The sequence below is a fragment of the Vibrio amylolyticus genome (genome assembly GCF_023145695.1).
Classification (GTDB): domain Bacteria; phylum Pseudomonadota; class Gammaproteobacteria; order Enterobacterales; family Vibrionaceae; genus Vibrio; species Vibrio amylolyticus.
On the sequence record NZ_JAJHVV010000008.1, the window covers coordinates 107,406 to 122,652 of the forward strand.

The window sequence follows — 15,247 nt, forward strand, 5'->3', positions numbered from 1 at the left end:
AATTTACTTCATTAAACTGTCAAAACTATCTAAGACTTCCTGGCTCGTCATTACCCTTCCATGACCTTGCCCTTTCGTCGCGCGTAATGTGACATTTTTATATTCAGTATCCGCTCGTACAGATACAGAGAAGTCGGCAAACTTGTCTTTTTCATCATGAACAATGATTGTTTTCGATTCGCGCAAACCTAATTTTTTAAAAGGATCAATCGATTGAAGCGGGTAGTGGTATTGATCTTCAATTTCAGAGACGACTTCTTCAAATAAACGCATGGAGTACCCAGAGCGAGCCACGCTACCAAATAAGTTATCTAGGTAGTCCAACACCGGAGCAATTAAAATCATCGGACACTGTTGAACCTTTCGATGGCGGCACTCTAGTGACGATGCCGTCCCCATACTATGAGCAATAAGGCCAGCCAATTCTTCGTCAAAACTGTCTAGGATAGCTTCTAATCCCCGTACAAAAGCAGGGATATGACCATAGGCACCGTCGCTGTTACCATGTGCAGGATGGTCGTATGCCAATGCCGTGTACCCTCGACCGGCAATATGTTCCATTAAAGGAAAAAACTGACTCGCCGTTCCTGACCAACCATGACTGAGCACCCATATTGGACCACAGCCAAGGGTGTAGGTTTTTAGCTCGCCACCAGGCCAGTCTACTTTTCCTTTAACCAACCCTTCAGGTTCAGTATTTTTAGGTTTACTTCTCACAGGAGTCAACAGTAGCTTTCTTGCGGTTTTTTTAGCGTGTTTTGGGGCTACCGTGTGATGTAGACGGGTAGTCAAATTCAGCAAACTGCGTTTAACACTAAACTTTGCTGATGTATTGAAATAGATCTTGTCACTCATGTTAACTCCTTTACACTGCCATTAAAGAACGACCGTGCTTTTTTAGAATGTAATAAATTAAATTATTGAAAATAAATAGCTTGTTACGCTTTCCACTGAGACAGTAGTCTTCGAACCCCACACCAAAAGTGCTGATAACTTGCCTCTTCACCACGAATTGAATAGAAAAGGTGAGCACTCAAGTAGAGTCCATACAGTTCAAATACCGCCTGACTCGGCTGAAGATCCTGATGAAACTCCTTAGTTTCAACTCCTTTCTCAATTTGGATCTGTAAATAATTTATCCAAGTCGAAATCGTTTTCTTCAGTGCAACCTGAGTTTCGCTTGGTGTTGCTGGTGTATCTTTCCAAGCATCCAAAAACATACAACTGCCTTGAAATGAATGGTTCCAGTTCAACCAGTTATCCATTAAAGCCGTCAGTTTTTTTTCAATACTAATGTCTGTTTGTGCTCTAGCTGGAGCAATAACACGCTGTGTGAAGGTCAGGTTAGCGTATTCAAGAACACAAACTTGAAGATTGTCCTTCGAGTTAAAATGAGCAAATAGACCACTTTTTGACATACCGCACTCTTTTGCTAGCGCTCCAATGGTCAAACTTTCTAACCCGTTGACGCTCGCTAAATCAAATGCCGTACTCAAAATATGCTCTTTAGTAACTCTTCCTTTGCTCATATTCACCACCACAATGCATTACCTGTTTATATTTAGCACGTTCGTACTTTTTTGCAAATTAAATTTTAATCGTTTAACAATCTAGGCACAATGGGAAAAGAATATTATCAAGGTCAACTATGAACACACTACTCGAGCAGCTTGCCTTTTCGGCATCGATAACAGGCCCTATTTGCTTAATGCTATTTCTTGGTGTGTTCCTTAGACGCATTGAGCTCATCAATGAAAATTTCATCGATGTCGCCTCAAAACTCGTCTTTCAAGTGACCTTACCTACAATGCTATTTCTTAGCATCGTTCAGTCTGAACATGACTTTTCGACCAGTGGTCGCCTCGTTGTTTTTGGGTTTATTATTAATGTGCTGTTTTTTATTTTCACCACGGTGACCACAAAAAAAGCATTTCGCGATCCAAAAGATCAAGGCGTGATCATTCAAGGGGGGTTTAGGGCGAACACCGCCATTATTGGTTTGGCGTATGTTGCGAATATCTATGGCGACTCCGGCGTTGCACTAGCGGCCATCTATGTCGCTTCAACAACGATGCTATATAATGTTCAAGCCGTTATCGCTTTATCTCCCACAGAGAAAGGGGTTGGCCCACAAGCCTTGTCAGTCATAGGGAAAGCCCTTACCCGTAATCCCTTAATTATTTCAATTTTACTCGGAATTACCGCCTACTTACTCTCTATTCCAATCCCAAAAATGGTGATTGATGCAGGGCAGTACTTTGCAAATATGACTCTGCCACTTGCTCTACTTTGCACTGGTGGGTCGCTTAATATCCAATCTCTTAAGCACGATAAGTTACCAACTTGGTTTGCTACCTGCTTTAAATTGGTTCTTGCCCCTTTAACGGCCACTCTGGCAGCGTTGGCATTTGGTTTTGAAGGTCTGGAACTAGGGCTTATTTTCTTAATGACAGCGGCACCAACCGCAGCAGCTAGTTATGTGATGGCAAGAGCTATGGGTGGCAATGCGATTCTTGCCGCCAATATCATTGCACTGACCACAGTGTTATCACTGATTACCTGTACTGCTGGAATTTTTATCCTCTCTTCACTTGCGCTTATTTAGCCTAACAACGATTTGGCCTAGCAATAGTAAAGCCACTATTTCTTGACCACCTAAAGAAAAGCAAAGTAGATAGCAAAAACAACAACAAAGTGATCTAAGAGCTTGTCATCGCTTAATTAGTTGATAAGTTATCAGTTCATTCACTCTACACTGACTTACTATGTCTTCTACAAATAAAATTGCCAGCTTTGAACTTGGACGTGTCGTCGCAATGTTGGCTATTCTCTCTATGCACTGCCAACTTTTTCTTGGCTACTTACACTATAATGATGAACCTTGGTTTGGCTATATTTTCAACCAAGCCACACGCTTTGCCGTTCCACTGTTTTTCCTGATTTCTGGCTATCTCATTCAACCAAAGTTAACTTCTGCCCCATATGAGACACTCAAGTCATACTCAAAGCCACTGATTAGAGTTTGGTTAGTTTGGAGCATTCTGAGCCTAGTAATGCCATTTAATCTTGGTGTTGTTATGGAGCACGGCTATATTGCAGAAAGAACCGGCTACTGGAGCTATTTAATGAGTGCTCCTTTTAATTCCTTACTTGAAGGAGGGCTTGTTCATTTATGGTTTATTCCAGCCTTGATAAGTGCAATAGCCATCATCGCTTTTCTTGTTCAAAGTAAGCAGTCATCACTGATTATTCCGATCGCTGTGATTTTATACATTTATGGCGTGTTGGCAGGAAGCTATCAAACCATTACAGAACTAGAGCCGCCATTCTTTACTCGAAACGGGCCATTTTTTGCCACTTTGATGGTAGCGATTGGTTTTGTCATTCGTCAGAAGGATATTCACTGGAGTAGCTCAAAATCACTAATGGTTGCACTTCTGGGTCTATTTGTTCATATGGGCGAAGCTTGGTACTTACACTCTTTAGGTCAATTATTTAACGCCAATGACTTCCTGTTTGGCACTGCTGTTTGGGCTACGGGCTGTTTTTTCTGGTTATTATCAAAGCCAAATCTCGGAAATTCACCTCTTGTCTTTGCACTGTCAAAGCGTGTTCTCTCGGTCTATGTAAGCCATATGCTTATCATCATTATCATGATTAACGTTGCTGGTTTCTATGAGCTAGAAAATGGTGCGAGAGATCTAACAGTCTGGCTTGGCTCAGTTTTACTTACTGGCCTATTCGTTCTAGGGTTAGAGAAAACACCACTTAAAAAAGTGCTCTTCCGCTAACAAAGCGCACTTCGTAACGTACACCTCCATACATCTAGAGGAGAAAATCATGACAATGCGATTCCTGTTTTTCTCCTTACTTCTTCCCTCTTTTTTACTTCTCTCCCCGCTCGCTTATGGTGCCCCTACTGTTGACTGGCAATTTGTAAAAACAGAGGATGCCATTACACTGCATACTCGCCCTCACGAGGGTGGCTTAATTGAAATCCGCGCTCAAATGTTCATTGAGACCAATTACTCAGCTTTCTTATTACTTTTGGAGGACACTGAACATGTACCAAGATGGATTAATAACGTAGAGAAAAGCCAAGTTCTACGGCAGATTAGTCCAAATGAAAACGTGGTGTACACTCAGTTTAAAGCGCCGTGGCCAGCGTTAGACCGAGACATGGTTACCTATTCTCGTTACGATTTTAACCAAGGAGCGTTTGTCTTGCAGATCAACGATGCGCCAAGCATGCTACCTGAACAACCTGGTTATATTCGAATTTTTGACATAGAAGCAACCTGGACACTGGAAAAACTCACAAACGGCATGACTCATATCGAGTACATTGCTTTTGCTGACCCCTCTGGAATATTACCAGATTGGCTAGTGAATAAACTGGCGATCAATAGCGCCTTAAAGACATTTCAAGGGTTACGCACTGAAATCGTTCAATATCAAAATTCCACTCATCCCAATATCAATCATTCCGAATCTTCACTCATCAACCTAAATATCGATAACAAAGATACAAGCCAATAAAAAGGACCCTGATAAAATCAGAGTCCCTTTAATCGTTGAAGCACTAAGTAATCAAGCCTCTTGACGAATAAACTCCGCTAAGCTGCTCAAACGACGCTTAGAATCCTTTACATATGGATTACTGTCATCCCAAGCATACCCAGCAAGAATAGAGCAGATCATTTGCTTAATTCGTGCATTCGGATCCTGATGAAAAATCACATCTTGCAGTGAACCGTCATACCAACCTTCGACATAGGTGCGAAACGCATCCACACCGATCATCAATGGTGTTGCGTACTCATCATTCCAGTCTACTTTTTCACCCTTCAGCTGACGCGCCACACACTCACTGGCAAATTCAGCCGATTTCATCGCGATAGTGACACCAGAAGAAAACACAGGATCTAGAAACTCCCCAGCGTTTCCGAGCAGCGCATAATGATCCGTGGCCAGATGTTTTACATTAGCGGAATACCCCCCAAGCTCCCCTGCCGGGTTAGGGTAGTCTGCCTGACTTAAAAGTGACGACAACAACGGTTCTTCCTTAACCAGCTGTTGAATCGCTTCGACTCCCTCTTGAGAGTAATCATCAAAAAACGCTGGTTCACCAACAATGCCAAAAGAACTGATACCATTTGAAAATGGAATCAGCCAGTACCAGACATCGGGATTTTTGGGGTGAACAGAAACCAAAATCTTGTTTCGATCGTAGTGGTTATGTTGGTGAGTATCGATGTTATCAACAAGGTGAGTAAAGAGAGCTTTTCTTGGTGGTAAACACGATGGTGTTTCTAAGTCCAATAGCTTAGGTAAGACCCGCCCGAAACCACTCGCATCCAAAACATATTGCGCTTCCATTTGATAACGGTGACCAGCAGCAGTAACAACACTTAGAATCGAGTGATTCGATTTGAATTCGATACTCTCCAATTCGTGTTGATATCGAATTTCGACACCTAGCTTTTGTGCGCAATCGGCCAGAATCTTATCAAAACTACCACGCTGAACTTGGAAAGTAGTGCATGGGCCATCCGTAAATTTATCTTGAAAGTCAAACTCTGTGTAACGACCGCCACAACGAAACGCCGCGCCATCTTTAAATTGAAATTGAGCCGCTTCCACGGCGGGTTTCATTCCCGCTTTCTCAATGATTTCCATACAAGCAGGCAGTAGGCTTTCACCTATCGAAAAACGAGGAAAAGTTGCCTTTTCAATCACTACTACATTAATGCCCTGCTGATTTAATAACGCTGAAGCGACAGAGCCCGAAGGCCCTGCTCCAACGATAACGACTTGAGCAGATTCTCTTTCCATGATGATACTCTCAGATTAGGACTTGGCTTTAAGTTGCAGCAGCGTATGGCCTAAGCCAATATTGTCTGTGCGCTCGACAACTTCTAAATCAGCCTCTTCCACTATTTCCAAGAAATCCTCACTACGATAAAAACGGCTGTTACCATTCGCAAGACAGGTAAAATAGAGCGATGTAGCGTTCAAGCTAAAAGCTGCCGCATCATATTTTTGTGCATCCCAGAACAACTCTAATATGTACACTGTTGAGTCTGGCTTAAGCTGTGCTTTAACACGTTTTAAAATGCTTAGAATTTCCATTGGTGAGAAGCAGTCTAAAAACTGACTCATCCACCAAACATCTGCACTTTCAGGTAAGCTCTGCTGTTTATCCAACATGTTAGCAGGATAAGGTGTCACACGCTGCTCAAAGCCATGTTCCTTGGCATTTTTCATTGCCATCTCTAACTGTTGAGGTAAATCCACGATCGTGACTTCTACCTTCTCATCATGCTGACAACACTGCATCGCCCATTTACCTGTATTACCGCCAATATCAACGATACGTTTAGGTTTTGAAGCGAAGACTTTTTGAAGCAGAACTGGGAACGAGCGATCTGAATAAAAGTGGTCAAACTTAAACCAGCTCTCTTTCGCTTTTTCCGGCAATCGAGAGAGGCCTTGATAAATGGTTTCCCAATCACCAAGCTCTTTGAGTCCCGCAGGTTTTCCCTCTTCAATAGACTCTGTTAGGTGCATCATAGCGGCATAACATACATCAGCAGTGAAATCTAAATTGGCGTTAGTCATTCCATCGTGAAGCAGGAAAAAACCAAGGTTTGCTAATGAATAGTTAGTGTTATCCCACAATACGATATGCGCGCTGATCGCCATATCAAGTAGCACTTTCACACCATATTCTGAAACACCTGTTTTCTGTGCGATTTGATCAGCACTCAGCCCTTCATTGCCAGCGTCATCAATTGCAGTAAGAATACCTAGATCGCGTAGAGTACGCGCCGTTTGGAATACGATAGGAGCAAACGCTAACTTTTGCGCTTCTGTTTTTGCTTCAAGAGCATTATATGGGTCGATATTTTGATTCAACACGGGTAAACCTAATTGATTAAGTGATTATTGAGATGCGGCTAATAGAGACAGTTTTTTCTGAATATCTACATTTAAGTTGTTAATCCAACGGTTGTAATTGCGATGTATACTGCCATCACTTGCCTTTAGGTTTTTAGATTCAACATAATGAATTGAGTAATACTTGTTGCTATACGGGATCTCAATCGTTGCAGAATGTGTGCGAACGTTAACCGTTGCCGTTAGCTTTGCGCTAGCCACTTCATTGATAACCCAACCACGATTCATTGCCGCTTCTAAAATAGCTGATTTCACTTGCTGCTTATTTAACTCATAGGCAACCGGTGTATCCTCAACGTTCATAATAGGTTGAACTCGACCACATCCTACTAAAAGAAGCGTCAAAAATAGAGAAATCGCAATTTTAAAGGTTTTCATAACCTCTCCTTGTCTTTAACATATGCTTTGGTATTCACGAATTACTGTGACCCCCTAGTATTTAGCCAGTAAGAAAACAAATCAATATCTTATGTCAAATCAAACACAAATAGCCTCTTTTGAAATCGTCGATTATCTTGCACAGTCGGCAGGCATACATTTGCCTGAACAATGGCAACAGTGGGCTAACGATAATCAATGGCCGCAGGAAGGTAAAGTCGAAGTCAGCCATATTCCACCTATGATGCGTCGACGTATGAGTAGTTTAAGCAAACTTGCACTGCAAACCGCCCTACAACTGCTTAACAAACATAATGTTGATTATCTTGTCTTTGCTAGCCGCCATGGTGAGCTGCAACGAAGTGCAGCACTGATCAAAGATATCGTGCAAGGTGAAGAGGCTTCTCCAATGGCATTTTCCCAATCGGTTCATAATACCGCGGCTGGCTTAGCGACTATTGCCGCTAAAAAACCGTTGCCAGCGACCTCTATTGCTGCTGGAGTAAACACTTTTCAAAGCGCTATTGTCGATGCTTGGCTTTACCTGACGCAACACCCTACGCATAAAGTGCTGTTAATCGACTTCGATGAGCCTGTACCAGAGATCTATGAACAGTATGAAAACCAGCAATATAATGGCTACAGCCTTGGATTGATCCTATCTAAAGGTCACGAGTTTTCCATTAAAACTTCACCCTCACACAATTTAAACCGTTCAACTGTGCTAAAAAGCCGATTGCCACAAGGGTTAGATTTTTTACAGCACTATCTTCTAAACCACAAGGAGTGGCAACTAAACGGTGATTTACAAGGATGGAAATGGACGCGTTGTATATAAAATTCAACCAATATTGGCGAGTATTCGCCACTGGGTTTTGCTTTTCAGTTTTTGGTATAGGCGGCTTAGTCCTTAGTTTTGTTTTAATTCCACTCATACATGTTTTGAATCGAGGTAAAACAACACGGCAGCAACACGTTCAACACCTTATTCAGCAAAGTTTTCATCTGTTTTGTCGACTCATGAAATTTACCGGGGCGATTGATTATCAAATCACGGGAGCTGAAAAGCTCATTGACGATCGAAACTGTCTCATCATCGCCAATCACCCCAGCCTCATTGATTACGTATTAATTGGGTCACAATTAAAACAGTGTGATTGCTTAGTTAAGTCGGCAATATGGTCGAATATGTTTATGAAACATATTGTTAAAGCCGCTGGTTATATTCCCAACGAAGCACCTGATGATTTACTTGAGCAGTGTGAGCGACGATTTGACCAAGGAAATGTGTTACTTGTCTTTCCTGAAGGGACTCGAACCCGATCAAATCAAAGAACTAAGTTACAGCGCGGAGCAGCACAAATAGCCGTGCGCACCAAGCGAGATATGCGTATCATACATATAACGGTCACGCCGAGCTTTCTAACCAAAGAGAAGAAATGGTACCAAGTACCCAAGACAAAGCCATTTTTTCATGTGGAAGTAAAAGACAAAGTTGAGGTTGCCCCTTTTATAGAGCAAACTAATAATGCAACCTTGGCTGCAAGAAAATTAAATCAATATTTAGCCAGCGCTATTTTTCCCGAGAACACATAAATTTAAGTAGGTGCAAATGGAAGTACTACAAAACGAAATCAAACAGCTCATTATCGATGCGCTAAATCTTGAAGATATTTCAATCGATGATATTGAAACTGACGCACCTCTGTTTGGTGACGGTCTGGGGCTAGATTCCATTGACGCATTGGAGCTTGGTCTAGCCATTAAGAAAAAGTATAATTTTGTTATTGATGCTGATGATTCAAATACTCGACAGTACTTTTCTTCGGTCGCTAATTTGGCTGACTTCATCTCTTCTCAAACAAACCAATAGTAAACAGATACAGTTATGACAGATGTAAACCAAGAACAAGTTTTTGAACAAGTAAAAAGTGCACTGGTTGAACTTTTTGAAATTGATGAAGCAGATATCCAACCAGAGGCTCATCTTTATCAAGACCTCGACCTTGATAGTATTGATGCCGTTGATCTTGTTGTCCACCTACAAAATTTAACTGGCAAAAAAATTAAACCTGACGAGTTTAAAGCCGTACGAACGGTTAATGATATTGTTGAATCCGTTACTGAGTTATTAAAAGATAACTAATGGGAAAATTGCTGACAGCTTTGTCTGCAATTACGCTGCTTGCCTACCCTTTCGCCGTCTATTTCGGTATTGAACAATTTGGTATTCAGATAATTGGCCTAATTCTTATTGCACTTTTTGCAATAAGAATTGTGTCTGCCAGTAAAGCAAAGCTTAAAGAACTCAAACAACTTGCCTGGATCACCGGAATTACAGGCGTTTGTTTGACAATGTTTGGGTTGCTTTTTAAACAATATGGCTGGCTAACTTTTTATCCTGTTATTGTGAATGCTTGTATGTTCACCCTATTCTTTCAAAGCCTAAGACAGCCACAGACTATTATTGAACGCCTTGCAAGACTGCAAGAACCCGATCTTCCTTTGCGTGGTATTATTTATACTCGAAAAGTGACCAAAGTATGGTGTGGTTTCTTTATTCTCAATGGCTCGATTGCACTGTACACTTGCTTTCAAAGTCTTGAGGTTTGGACCCTTTACAACGGGTTTATCAGCTACCTATGCATCGGTGTATTATTTGCTGCCGAATGGGTAATAAGAGTTTGGGTTAGAAAAAGAGCAGAACATCAAACAAAATGATGACGCCCATTGCTAAAGGGATTTACGATATACCATGATTGAAAGTAAGTTTTTTTGTTCTCTAAGCCAACTCATGAATACCAACAGAAATGATGATCAAACGGTCGCGTTTTCTGGTGAACGCCTCTGGGCTTGGTCTCAGTTCAAACAAGATGTCACTCACCTTACTAAGGCTCTTCAAACGGTTGGTGCTCAAAACATTGCACTTTGTACACTCGATACCTATCGATTTACCGTTGGCTTTATTGCTCTGTGTTATGCAAAGAAAACCATCATTTTACCGGGTAACTATCAGCCTTGCGCTTTAGCTGAACTCTCTTCTCAATATGACGTACTTCTTTGTGACTCTACGATTACAGCCTCAAACACAATCCAACAGCTTGCTCTAACTGTCCCTAGCTGTGAAATCGAAAAGAGTGCCGGGCAAGAAAGCAATCACAATCCGTCCCATTTTGACACATTACAGTTAAACCAAGTTAACGTAGTACTCTTCACATCTGGCTCAAGTGGACAGCCTAAACCTATCCACAAAACACTGTTGCAATTAGATACCGAAGTTAACGTACTTGAGAACCAGTGGGGAGCGCAATTAGCGAACGCCACAATAGAAAGTACCGTCTCTCACCAACATATTTATGGTTTGTTATTTAGAGTGTTATGGCCGCTTTGTGCAGGGCGCGCCTTCAATAACATCAACCTGGAGTATCCAGAACAAGTAATAAGCCACTGCAAAGCTGATTCAGTATTGGTCTCTAGCCCCGCATTAATAAAACGACTCGATGAACAAGGCTCAACCGTCTGTCGAGCTGTATTCTCATCTGGAGGGCCGCTGCCCTCTAACGCAGCGCATATCTCTAAACAGCGACTAGGTAGCTTTCCATGGGAAGTCTTCGGAAGCACCGAAACAGGTGGTATTGCTTTTCGCCAGCAAGCTCCTTCCTCGCAAGAACAAGCGTGGCAGCTCTTTCCTGAAATTCTTGCAGAACTTAACCCTGAAGGTTGTTTGAAGCTAAAGTCTCCTTACATCGACCCTTCTTGTTGGTATCAAACCGCTGACCAATGTGAGATGCTCGATCACACTAGATTTCACCTTAAGGGACGCGCAGACCGCATAGTGAAGATTGAAGAAAAACGAGTCTCGCTGGTGGAAGTTGAAAAACGCCTTGAACAATTGCCTTGGATCGAAGAGAGTGCTGTTATACCAATACAAGCAAGTTCGCGCTTAACGCTAGCCTCTGTCATTGTTCTTTCAGAGAGTGGTGTTGAAAAGATTACAGAGATCGGAAAAGGTAAGTTTTGGATCTTACTGCGCTCTGAATTACGCCAATGGCTAGAGCCAGTATCACTACCAAAAAAGTTTAGGGTTCTGGATGAAATCCCTTTAAATAGCCAAGGAAAAAGGCTCGTTGCTCAAATCGAAACGCTTTTTGATTAAGCACCTTAGCCACTTTTTACATTTAATTTATATTTACATTCAATCATATAGACAGTAGTTTCAAATAAGATTATGGCAAAAAGAAAACCGACGATATTAAGCACAGAAACAATCTACCCAACTGCATCTATAGTATTCCAAGCGGATGCTGATATATTGGATTTCTCAGGCCATTTCAATAATTTTCCTATACTACCCGGTGTCACTCAAATTGATTGGGCACTGCATTTTGCTGTCGAACTTCTCAAAACACCGAGCGCATTTAAGGGTATGGAAGTGATCAAATTCCAAGAGCCTATACTCCCTGATTCCACCCTCTGTTTGTCACTCTCGTGGGATGAGGAAAAACAGAAGCTAACCTTTAAATATTCTTCTACGCGAGAGCAGGATGATATCATTCACTCTTCTGGAAAAATGAAGCTTGGAGCACCAAGTGAGTAGCTATTCCGCTTGTTTTCTCATTCCATGTTACAACCATGGCTCGACCATCGCTCAAGTCGCTGACTCTTTGGCGACCTTTTCACTGCCCATAGTCTTAGTCGACGATGGCAGTAATCAAGCCACTAAAGCTGCACTTTGTTCACTAGCAACCCAAGAAAATATTCACCTTGTCACCCTTGAAGCCAATCAAGGGAAAGGTGGCGCTGTCATGGCCGGAATAAAGGCAATTGAACAGATGGGTTGTAGCCACGCCATTCAAATTGATGCGGATGGCCAGCATGACATTAGTGCATTGCCAAAGCTCATCGAGCAATCTAAAGCCTTGCCACATAAGCTCATATCTGGTCGCCCAATTTACGACGATAGCGTACCTAAATCTCGCTTATATGGCCGTTACATTACCCATATTTGGGTCTGGATTGAGACGCTCTCTTTTACCATTAAAGACAGTATGTGCGGCTTTCGTGTTTACCCAGTTAAAGCCACATCTGCGACACTCACCAAGTACCGAATTGGTAAACGGATGGACTTTGACACTGAAATCCTAGTACGAATGTTCTGGGAAGGCATCGATATAGATTTTATTGAGACAAGGGTAGTTTATCCTGAAGGTGGCATTTCTCACTTTGATGCACTGCATGACAATATCAAAATAAGTCAAATGCACACCAAGCTTTTTTTTAATATGTTGCCTCGTATTCCAAAGCTGATAGCCCGCCACTTTCGCTCTCAAGATTCAGCAAAGGCCGCTCATGATCGGCTCGTTCAATCCAACGCTAACGCGAATAACTCTAATAGAAACGATTTTAACGAAGCGAGTGATAACCAAAACCACTGGTCAAAACGCAAAGAACGTGGAACCGTACTTGGTATTAAGCTACTGCTTGGTATTTATAGCCTGTTAGGTAGAAAAGTCTTCAATGTTATTCTTAGCCTGGTTATGCGCTACTACCACCTCACCGGCAAACACGCCAAACAGGCTTCTCAACACTATTTAGAGACATTGACGCACTATGCTGAGACGCAAAATATAACACTGCCAAGTAACCTAGGTAGCTATCAACACCTGCTCTCTTTCGGCCACACTCTGCTCGATAAGTTGGCTGCTTGGAAGGGCGATTTTTCGCTTAAGAATTTGACGATTCATGGCCAAGATGTCTTTGATGGTATCATCAGGAACAAACAAGGTGTCGTCTTACTGGGCTCTCATTTGGGTAATATTGAGCTGTGCCGAGCGCTCAGCCGCCGACATAAACACATTAAAATTAACGCACTCGTGTTTACCGAACACGCCGAGCAGTTTAATCGTGTGATGAAAGCAGTAAACCCATGCTCAGAGTTAAATCTCATTCAGGTATCGAGTATTGGCCCTGATGTGGCGATTCTCTTAGAGCAAAAAATTGAGCAAGGGGAATGGATTGTCATTGTTGGGGACAGAACCTCCACCAGCAAAGAGAGCCGCTCTGTTTGGGCTGATTTTCTTGGTCAACCAGCGCCATTCCCACAAGGGCCATTTGTACTGGCTTCCATACTAAAAGCGCCCGTTTATCTCTTATTTGGCTTACGTGATGATAACCGCAAAGATCCCCATTTTAATGTCTATTTTGAACATTTTAGTGACAAGATAGAACTGCCACGTAAAGAGCGCCAAACCGCATTGCAACGAACGGTGCAGCAGTACGCTCAACGACTAGAACACTACACACTCAAAGCCCCTTTGCAGTGGTATAACTTCTTTAATTTTTGGACTTTAAGTAATCAGCAAGATGACAGAAAAAATGAAAAATAGTATCACTTTCGGCGCGGGTCGCCTGACGATTGAAGATGTTGTCGCTATCTCTCAAGGTGCCAATGCGACAATGAATCAATCCGCAGAATTTAACCAAAAAATTGATCGTGGTGTCGCGTTTTTGGAGCGCTTGCTTAAAGATGAAGGCGTCATATACGGCGTAACAACTGGCTATGGTGACTCTTGTACGGTTGCCATTCCGCCAAACCTCGTTGATGAACTGCCTCTTCACCTAACTCGTTTCCACGGTTGTGGTCTTGGTGAGGTGCTTTCCCACGAGCAATCACGCGCTGTACTTGCTACTCGTCTGTGCTCTTTATCACAAGGCGTTTCAGGTGTGACTCATGATCTACTCAACCAGATCACCACACTCATCAACAAAGACATTTCACCCCGTATTCCTCAAGAAGGCTCAGTAGGTGCGAGTGGTGATTTGACGCCTTTGTCCTATCTTGCGGCTACTTTGATAGGCGAACGTGACGTCTTCTACAAAGGTGAGTTACGCCCGACAAGTGACGTATTCAAAGAGCTAGGTATTAAACCCATCAAGCTAAAACCGAAAGAAGGTTTAGCACTCATGAACGGTACCTCTGTTATGACTGCGCTAGCTTGTCTAGCTTACAGCCGAGCAGAGTATCTGACACAGCTTTGTACCAAAATTACAGCCATGGTGTCTGTGGGTATCCACGGTAACGACTTCCACTTTGATGAAGCGTTATTTGCAGTAAAACCTCACCCAGGTCAGCAGCAAGTCGCCGCTTGGCTAAGAGACGATTTAAAAGCTGAACGTCCACCACGTAACAGCGACCGTTTACAAGATCGTTACTCTTTACGCTGTGCGCCGCATGTCATTGGTGTTGTACAAGACTCACTGCCATGGCTTCGTCAGATGATCGAGAATGAGCTAAATAGTGCCAATGACAATCCAATCATTGATGGTGATAACGAGCGCGTTCTGCATGGGGGACACTTCTATGGCGGCCATATTGCAATGGCAATGGATACCTTAAAAACCGGTATTGCTAACCTAGCGGATCTCCTTGATCGTCAAATGGCTCAGCTAATGGATTATAAATTCAATAATGGCCTGCCATTTAACTTAACAGGCGCTGAGGGCGACAGAAAACCTATTAATCACGGCTTTAAAGCGGTGCAAATTGGTATTTCAGCGTGGACAGCAGAAGCGCTAAAACACACCATGCCAGCCAGTGTTTTTTCTCGTTCAACCGAGTGTCATAACCAAGATAAAGTCAGCATGGGCACGATTGCTGCGCGTGACTGCCTACGTGTATTAGAACTCACTGAACAGGTTGCCGCGGCATCACTACTGGCAGGCACTCAAGCGATAGAGATACGAAAACGTCACAATGAGCTTGATGAACATCATATGAGTGACAACTTAAAAATGATCAGAGATGCCGTTCTTAGTGAGTTCCAGTTTGTCGATGAAGATCGACCGCTTGAAAAGGATTTACGCCATTTCATTGAACGCATTCAGCAGCGCCACTGGCCTTTATATTAGG

At 42.6% G+C, this 15,247-nt stretch carries 17 protein-coding genes; 12 read left to right on the plus strand and 5 right to left on the minus strand.

The window, feature by feature from the left end; all coding sequences use genetic code 11:
- Positions 1-3 precede the first annotated feature (3 nt).
- Together KP803_RS13815 and KP803_RS13820 are read right to left on the minus strand one after the other, a co-directional pair.
- Positions 4-855 (minus strand): alpha/beta hydrolase, encoded by an 852-nt coding sequence (locus KP803_RS13815; protein ID WP_248009432.1) that lies wholly within the window; start codon positions 853-855, stop codon positions 4-6.
- Positions 856-938: 83 nt separating this feature from the next.
- Positions 939-1,529: a TetR/AcrR family transcriptional regulator gene (locus tag KP803_RS13820; RefSeq protein WP_248009433.1), complete on the minus strand. Its 591-nt coding sequence runs from the start codon at positions 1,527-1,529 to the stop codon at positions 939-941.
- A 119-nt stretch (positions 1,530-1,648) separates the two neighbouring features.
- On the opposite strand from KP803_RS13820, the gene KP803_RS13825 reads away from it, so the two are divergent.
- The 3 genes from KP803_RS13825 to KP803_RS13835 all read left to right on the plus strand — a co-directional run bounded on the left by KP803_RS13825 (position 1,649) and on the right by KP803_RS13835 (position 4,539).
- The gene (locus KP803_RS13825) at positions 1,649-2,605 is read left to right on the plus strand and encodes an AEC family transporter (RefSeq protein ID WP_248009434.1); all 957 of its coding nucleotides are present in this window, start codon (positions 1,649-1,651) and stop codon (positions 2,603-2,605) included.
- 160 nt (positions 2,606-2,765) lie between these two features.
- On the plus strand, positions 2,766-3,791 hold the full coding sequence (locus KP803_RS13830) for an acyltransferase family protein (protein WP_248009435.1): 1,026 nt from the start codon (positions 2,766-2,768) through the stop codon (positions 3,789-3,791).
- Between the two features lie 55 nt (positions 3,792-3,846).
- The gene (locus KP803_RS13835) at positions 3,847-4,539 is read left to right on the plus strand and encodes an START domain-containing protein (RefSeq protein WP_248009589.1); all 693 of its coding nucleotides are present in this window, start codon (positions 3,847-3,849) and stop codon (positions 4,537-4,539) included.
- 51 nt (positions 4,540-4,590) lie between these two features.
- On the opposite strand, the gene KP803_RS13840 is transcribed toward KP803_RS13835, so the two are convergent.
- The 3 genes from KP803_RS13840 to KP803_RS13850 are packed head-to-tail and all read right to left on the minus strand — an operon-like array spanning position 4,591 to position 7,338.
- A complete protein-coding gene (locus KP803_RS13840; RefSeq protein WP_248009436.1) occupies positions 4,591-5,835 on the minus strand; it encodes an NAD(P)/FAD-dependent oxidoreductase in 1,245 nt (414 codons plus the stop codon).
- 15 nt (positions 5,836-5,850) lie between these two features.
- Positions 5,851-6,921: a class I SAM-dependent methyltransferase gene (locus KP803_RS13845; protein ID WP_248009437.1), complete on the minus strand. Its 1,071-nt coding sequence runs from the start codon at positions 6,919-6,921 to the stop codon at positions 5,851-5,853.
- A gap of 24 nt (positions 6,922-6,945) precedes the next feature.
- On the minus strand, positions 6,946-7,338 hold the full coding sequence (locus tag KP803_RS13850) for a hypothetical protein (protein WP_248009438.1): 393 nt from the start codon (positions 7,336-7,338) through the stop codon (positions 6,946-6,948).
- Between the two features lie 91 nt (positions 7,339-7,429).
- Between KP803_RS13850 and KP803_RS13855 the strand changes: the two genes are divergently transcribed.
- From KP803_RS13855 to KP803_RS13895, 9 genes are all read left to right on the plus strand, one after another.
- Positions 7,430-8,176: a beta-ketoacyl synthase chain length factor gene (locus KP803_RS13855; protein WP_248009439.1), complete on the plus strand. Its 747-nt coding sequence runs from the start codon at positions 7,430-7,432 to the stop codon at positions 8,174-8,176.
- Complete coding sequence (locus KP803_RS13860; protein WP_427916956.1) at positions 8,158-8,934, plus strand: lysophospholipid acyltransferase family protein; 777 nt, start codon at positions 8,158-8,160, stop codon at positions 8,932-8,934. The genes KP803_RS13855 and KP803_RS13860 overlap by 19 nt, the downstream gene beginning before the upstream one ends.
- A 16-nt stretch (positions 8,935-8,950) precedes the next feature.
- Positions 8,951-9,211 carry a phosphopantetheine-binding protein gene (locus KP803_RS13865; RefSeq protein ID WP_248009441.1) on the plus strand — a complete coding sequence of 87 codons (261 nt, stop codon included), beginning with the start codon at positions 8,951-8,953 and terminating at the stop codon, positions 9,209-9,211.
- Between the two features lie 15 nt (positions 9,212-9,226).
- A complete protein-coding gene (locus KP803_RS13870; RefSeq protein ID WP_248009442.1) occupies positions 9,227-9,484 on the plus strand; it encodes an acyl carrier protein in 258 nt (85 codons plus the stop codon).
- Positions 9,484-10,059, plus strand: coding sequence for a COG4648 family protein (locus tag KP803_RS13875; protein WP_248009443.1), 576 nt, complete (start codon positions 9,484-9,486; stop codon positions 10,057-10,059). The genes KP803_RS13870 and KP803_RS13875 overlap by 1 nt, the downstream gene beginning before the upstream one ends.
- A 34-nt stretch (positions 10,060-10,093) precedes the next feature.
- Positions 10,094-11,494: an AMP-binding protein gene (locus tag KP803_RS13880; protein ID WP_248009444.1), complete on the plus strand. Its 1,401-nt coding sequence runs from the start codon at positions 10,094-10,096 to the stop codon at positions 11,492-11,494.
- A gap of 72 nt (positions 11,495-11,566) precedes the next feature.
- A complete protein-coding gene (locus KP803_RS13885) occupies positions 11,567-11,935 on the plus strand; it encodes an ApeI family dehydratase (RefSeq protein ID WP_248009445.1) in 369 nt (122 codons plus the stop codon).
- Entirely contained in the window at positions 11,928-13,724 is a 1,797-nt protein-coding gene (locus tag KP803_RS13890) for a glycosyltransferase family 2 protein (protein ID WP_427916957.1), read from the plus strand. The genes KP803_RS13885 and KP803_RS13890 overlap by 8 nt, the downstream gene beginning before the upstream one ends.
- On the plus strand, positions 13,702-15,246 hold the full coding sequence (locus tag KP803_RS13895) for an HAL/PAL/TAL family ammonia-lyase (RefSeq protein ID WP_248009447.1): 1,545 nt from the start codon (positions 13,702-13,704) through the stop codon (positions 15,244-15,246). The genes KP803_RS13890 and KP803_RS13895 overlap by 23 nt, the downstream gene beginning before the upstream one ends.
- The last annotated feature ends 1 nt before the right edge of the window (position 15,247 follow it).

What these genes read in the sequence shown, in the direction of transcription:
- KP803_RS13830 (WP_248009435.1), top strand. Translation starts at nt 2,766, where the DNA reads ATGTCTTCTACAAATAAAATTGCCAGCTTTGAACTTGGACGTGTCGTC.
- KP803_RS13870 (WP_248009442.1), top strand. Translation starts at nt 9,227, where the DNA reads ATGACAGATGTAAACCAAGAACAAGTTTTTGAACAAGTAAAAAGTGCA.
- KP803_RS13860 (WP_427916956.1), top strand. Translation starts at nt 8,158, where the DNA reads ATGGACGCGTTGTATATAAAATTCAACCAATATTGGCGAGTATTCGCC.
- KP803_RS13820 (WP_248009433.1), bottom strand. Translation starts at nt 1,529, where the DNA reads ATGAGCAAAGGAAGAGTTACTAAAGAGCATATTTTGAGTACGGCATTT.
- KP803_RS13875 (WP_248009443.1), top strand. Translation starts at nt 9,484, where the DNA reads ATGGGAAAATTGCTGACAGCTTTGTCTGCAATTACGCTGCTTGCCTAC.
- KP803_RS13855 (WP_248009439.1), top strand. Translation starts at nt 7,430, where the DNA reads ATGTCAAATCAAACACAAATAGCCTCTTTTGAAATCGTCGATTATCTT.
- KP803_RS13865 (WP_248009441.1), top strand. Translation starts at nt 8,951, where the DNA reads ATGGAAGTACTACAAAACGAAATCAAACAGCTCATTATCGATGCGCTA.
- KP803_RS13840 (WP_248009436.1), bottom strand. Translation starts at nt 5,835, where the DNA reads ATGGAAAGAGAATCTGCTCAAGTCGTTATCGTTGGAGCAGGGCCTTCG.
- KP803_RS13825 (WP_248009434.1), top strand. Translation starts at nt 1,649, where the DNA reads ATGAACACACTACTCGAGCAGCTTGCCTTTTCGGCATCGATAACAGGC.
- KP803_RS13895 (WP_248009447.1), top strand. Translation starts at nt 13,702, where the DNA reads ATGACAGAAAAAATGAAAAATAGTATCACTTTCGGCGCGGGTCGCCTG.
- KP803_RS13815 (WP_248009432.1), bottom strand. Translation starts at nt 855, where the DNA reads ATGAGTGACAAGATCTATTTCAATACATCAGCAAAGTTTAGTGTTAAA.
- KP803_RS13885 (WP_248009445.1), top strand. Translation starts at nt 11,567, where the DNA reads ATGGCAAAAAGAAAACCGACGATATTAAGCACAGAAACAATCTACCCA.
- KP803_RS13880 (WP_248009444.1), top strand. Translation starts at nt 10,094, where the DNA reads ATGATTGAAAGTAAGTTTTTTTGTTCTCTAAGCCAACTCATGAATACC.
- KP803_RS13850 (WP_248009438.1), bottom strand. Translation starts at nt 7,338, where the DNA reads ATGAAAACCTTTAAAATTGCGATTTCTCTATTTTTGACGCTTCTTTTA.
- KP803_RS13835 (WP_248009589.1), top strand. Translation starts at nt 3,847, where the DNA reads ATGCGATTCCTGTTTTTCTCCTTACTTCTTCCCTCTTTTTTACTTCTC.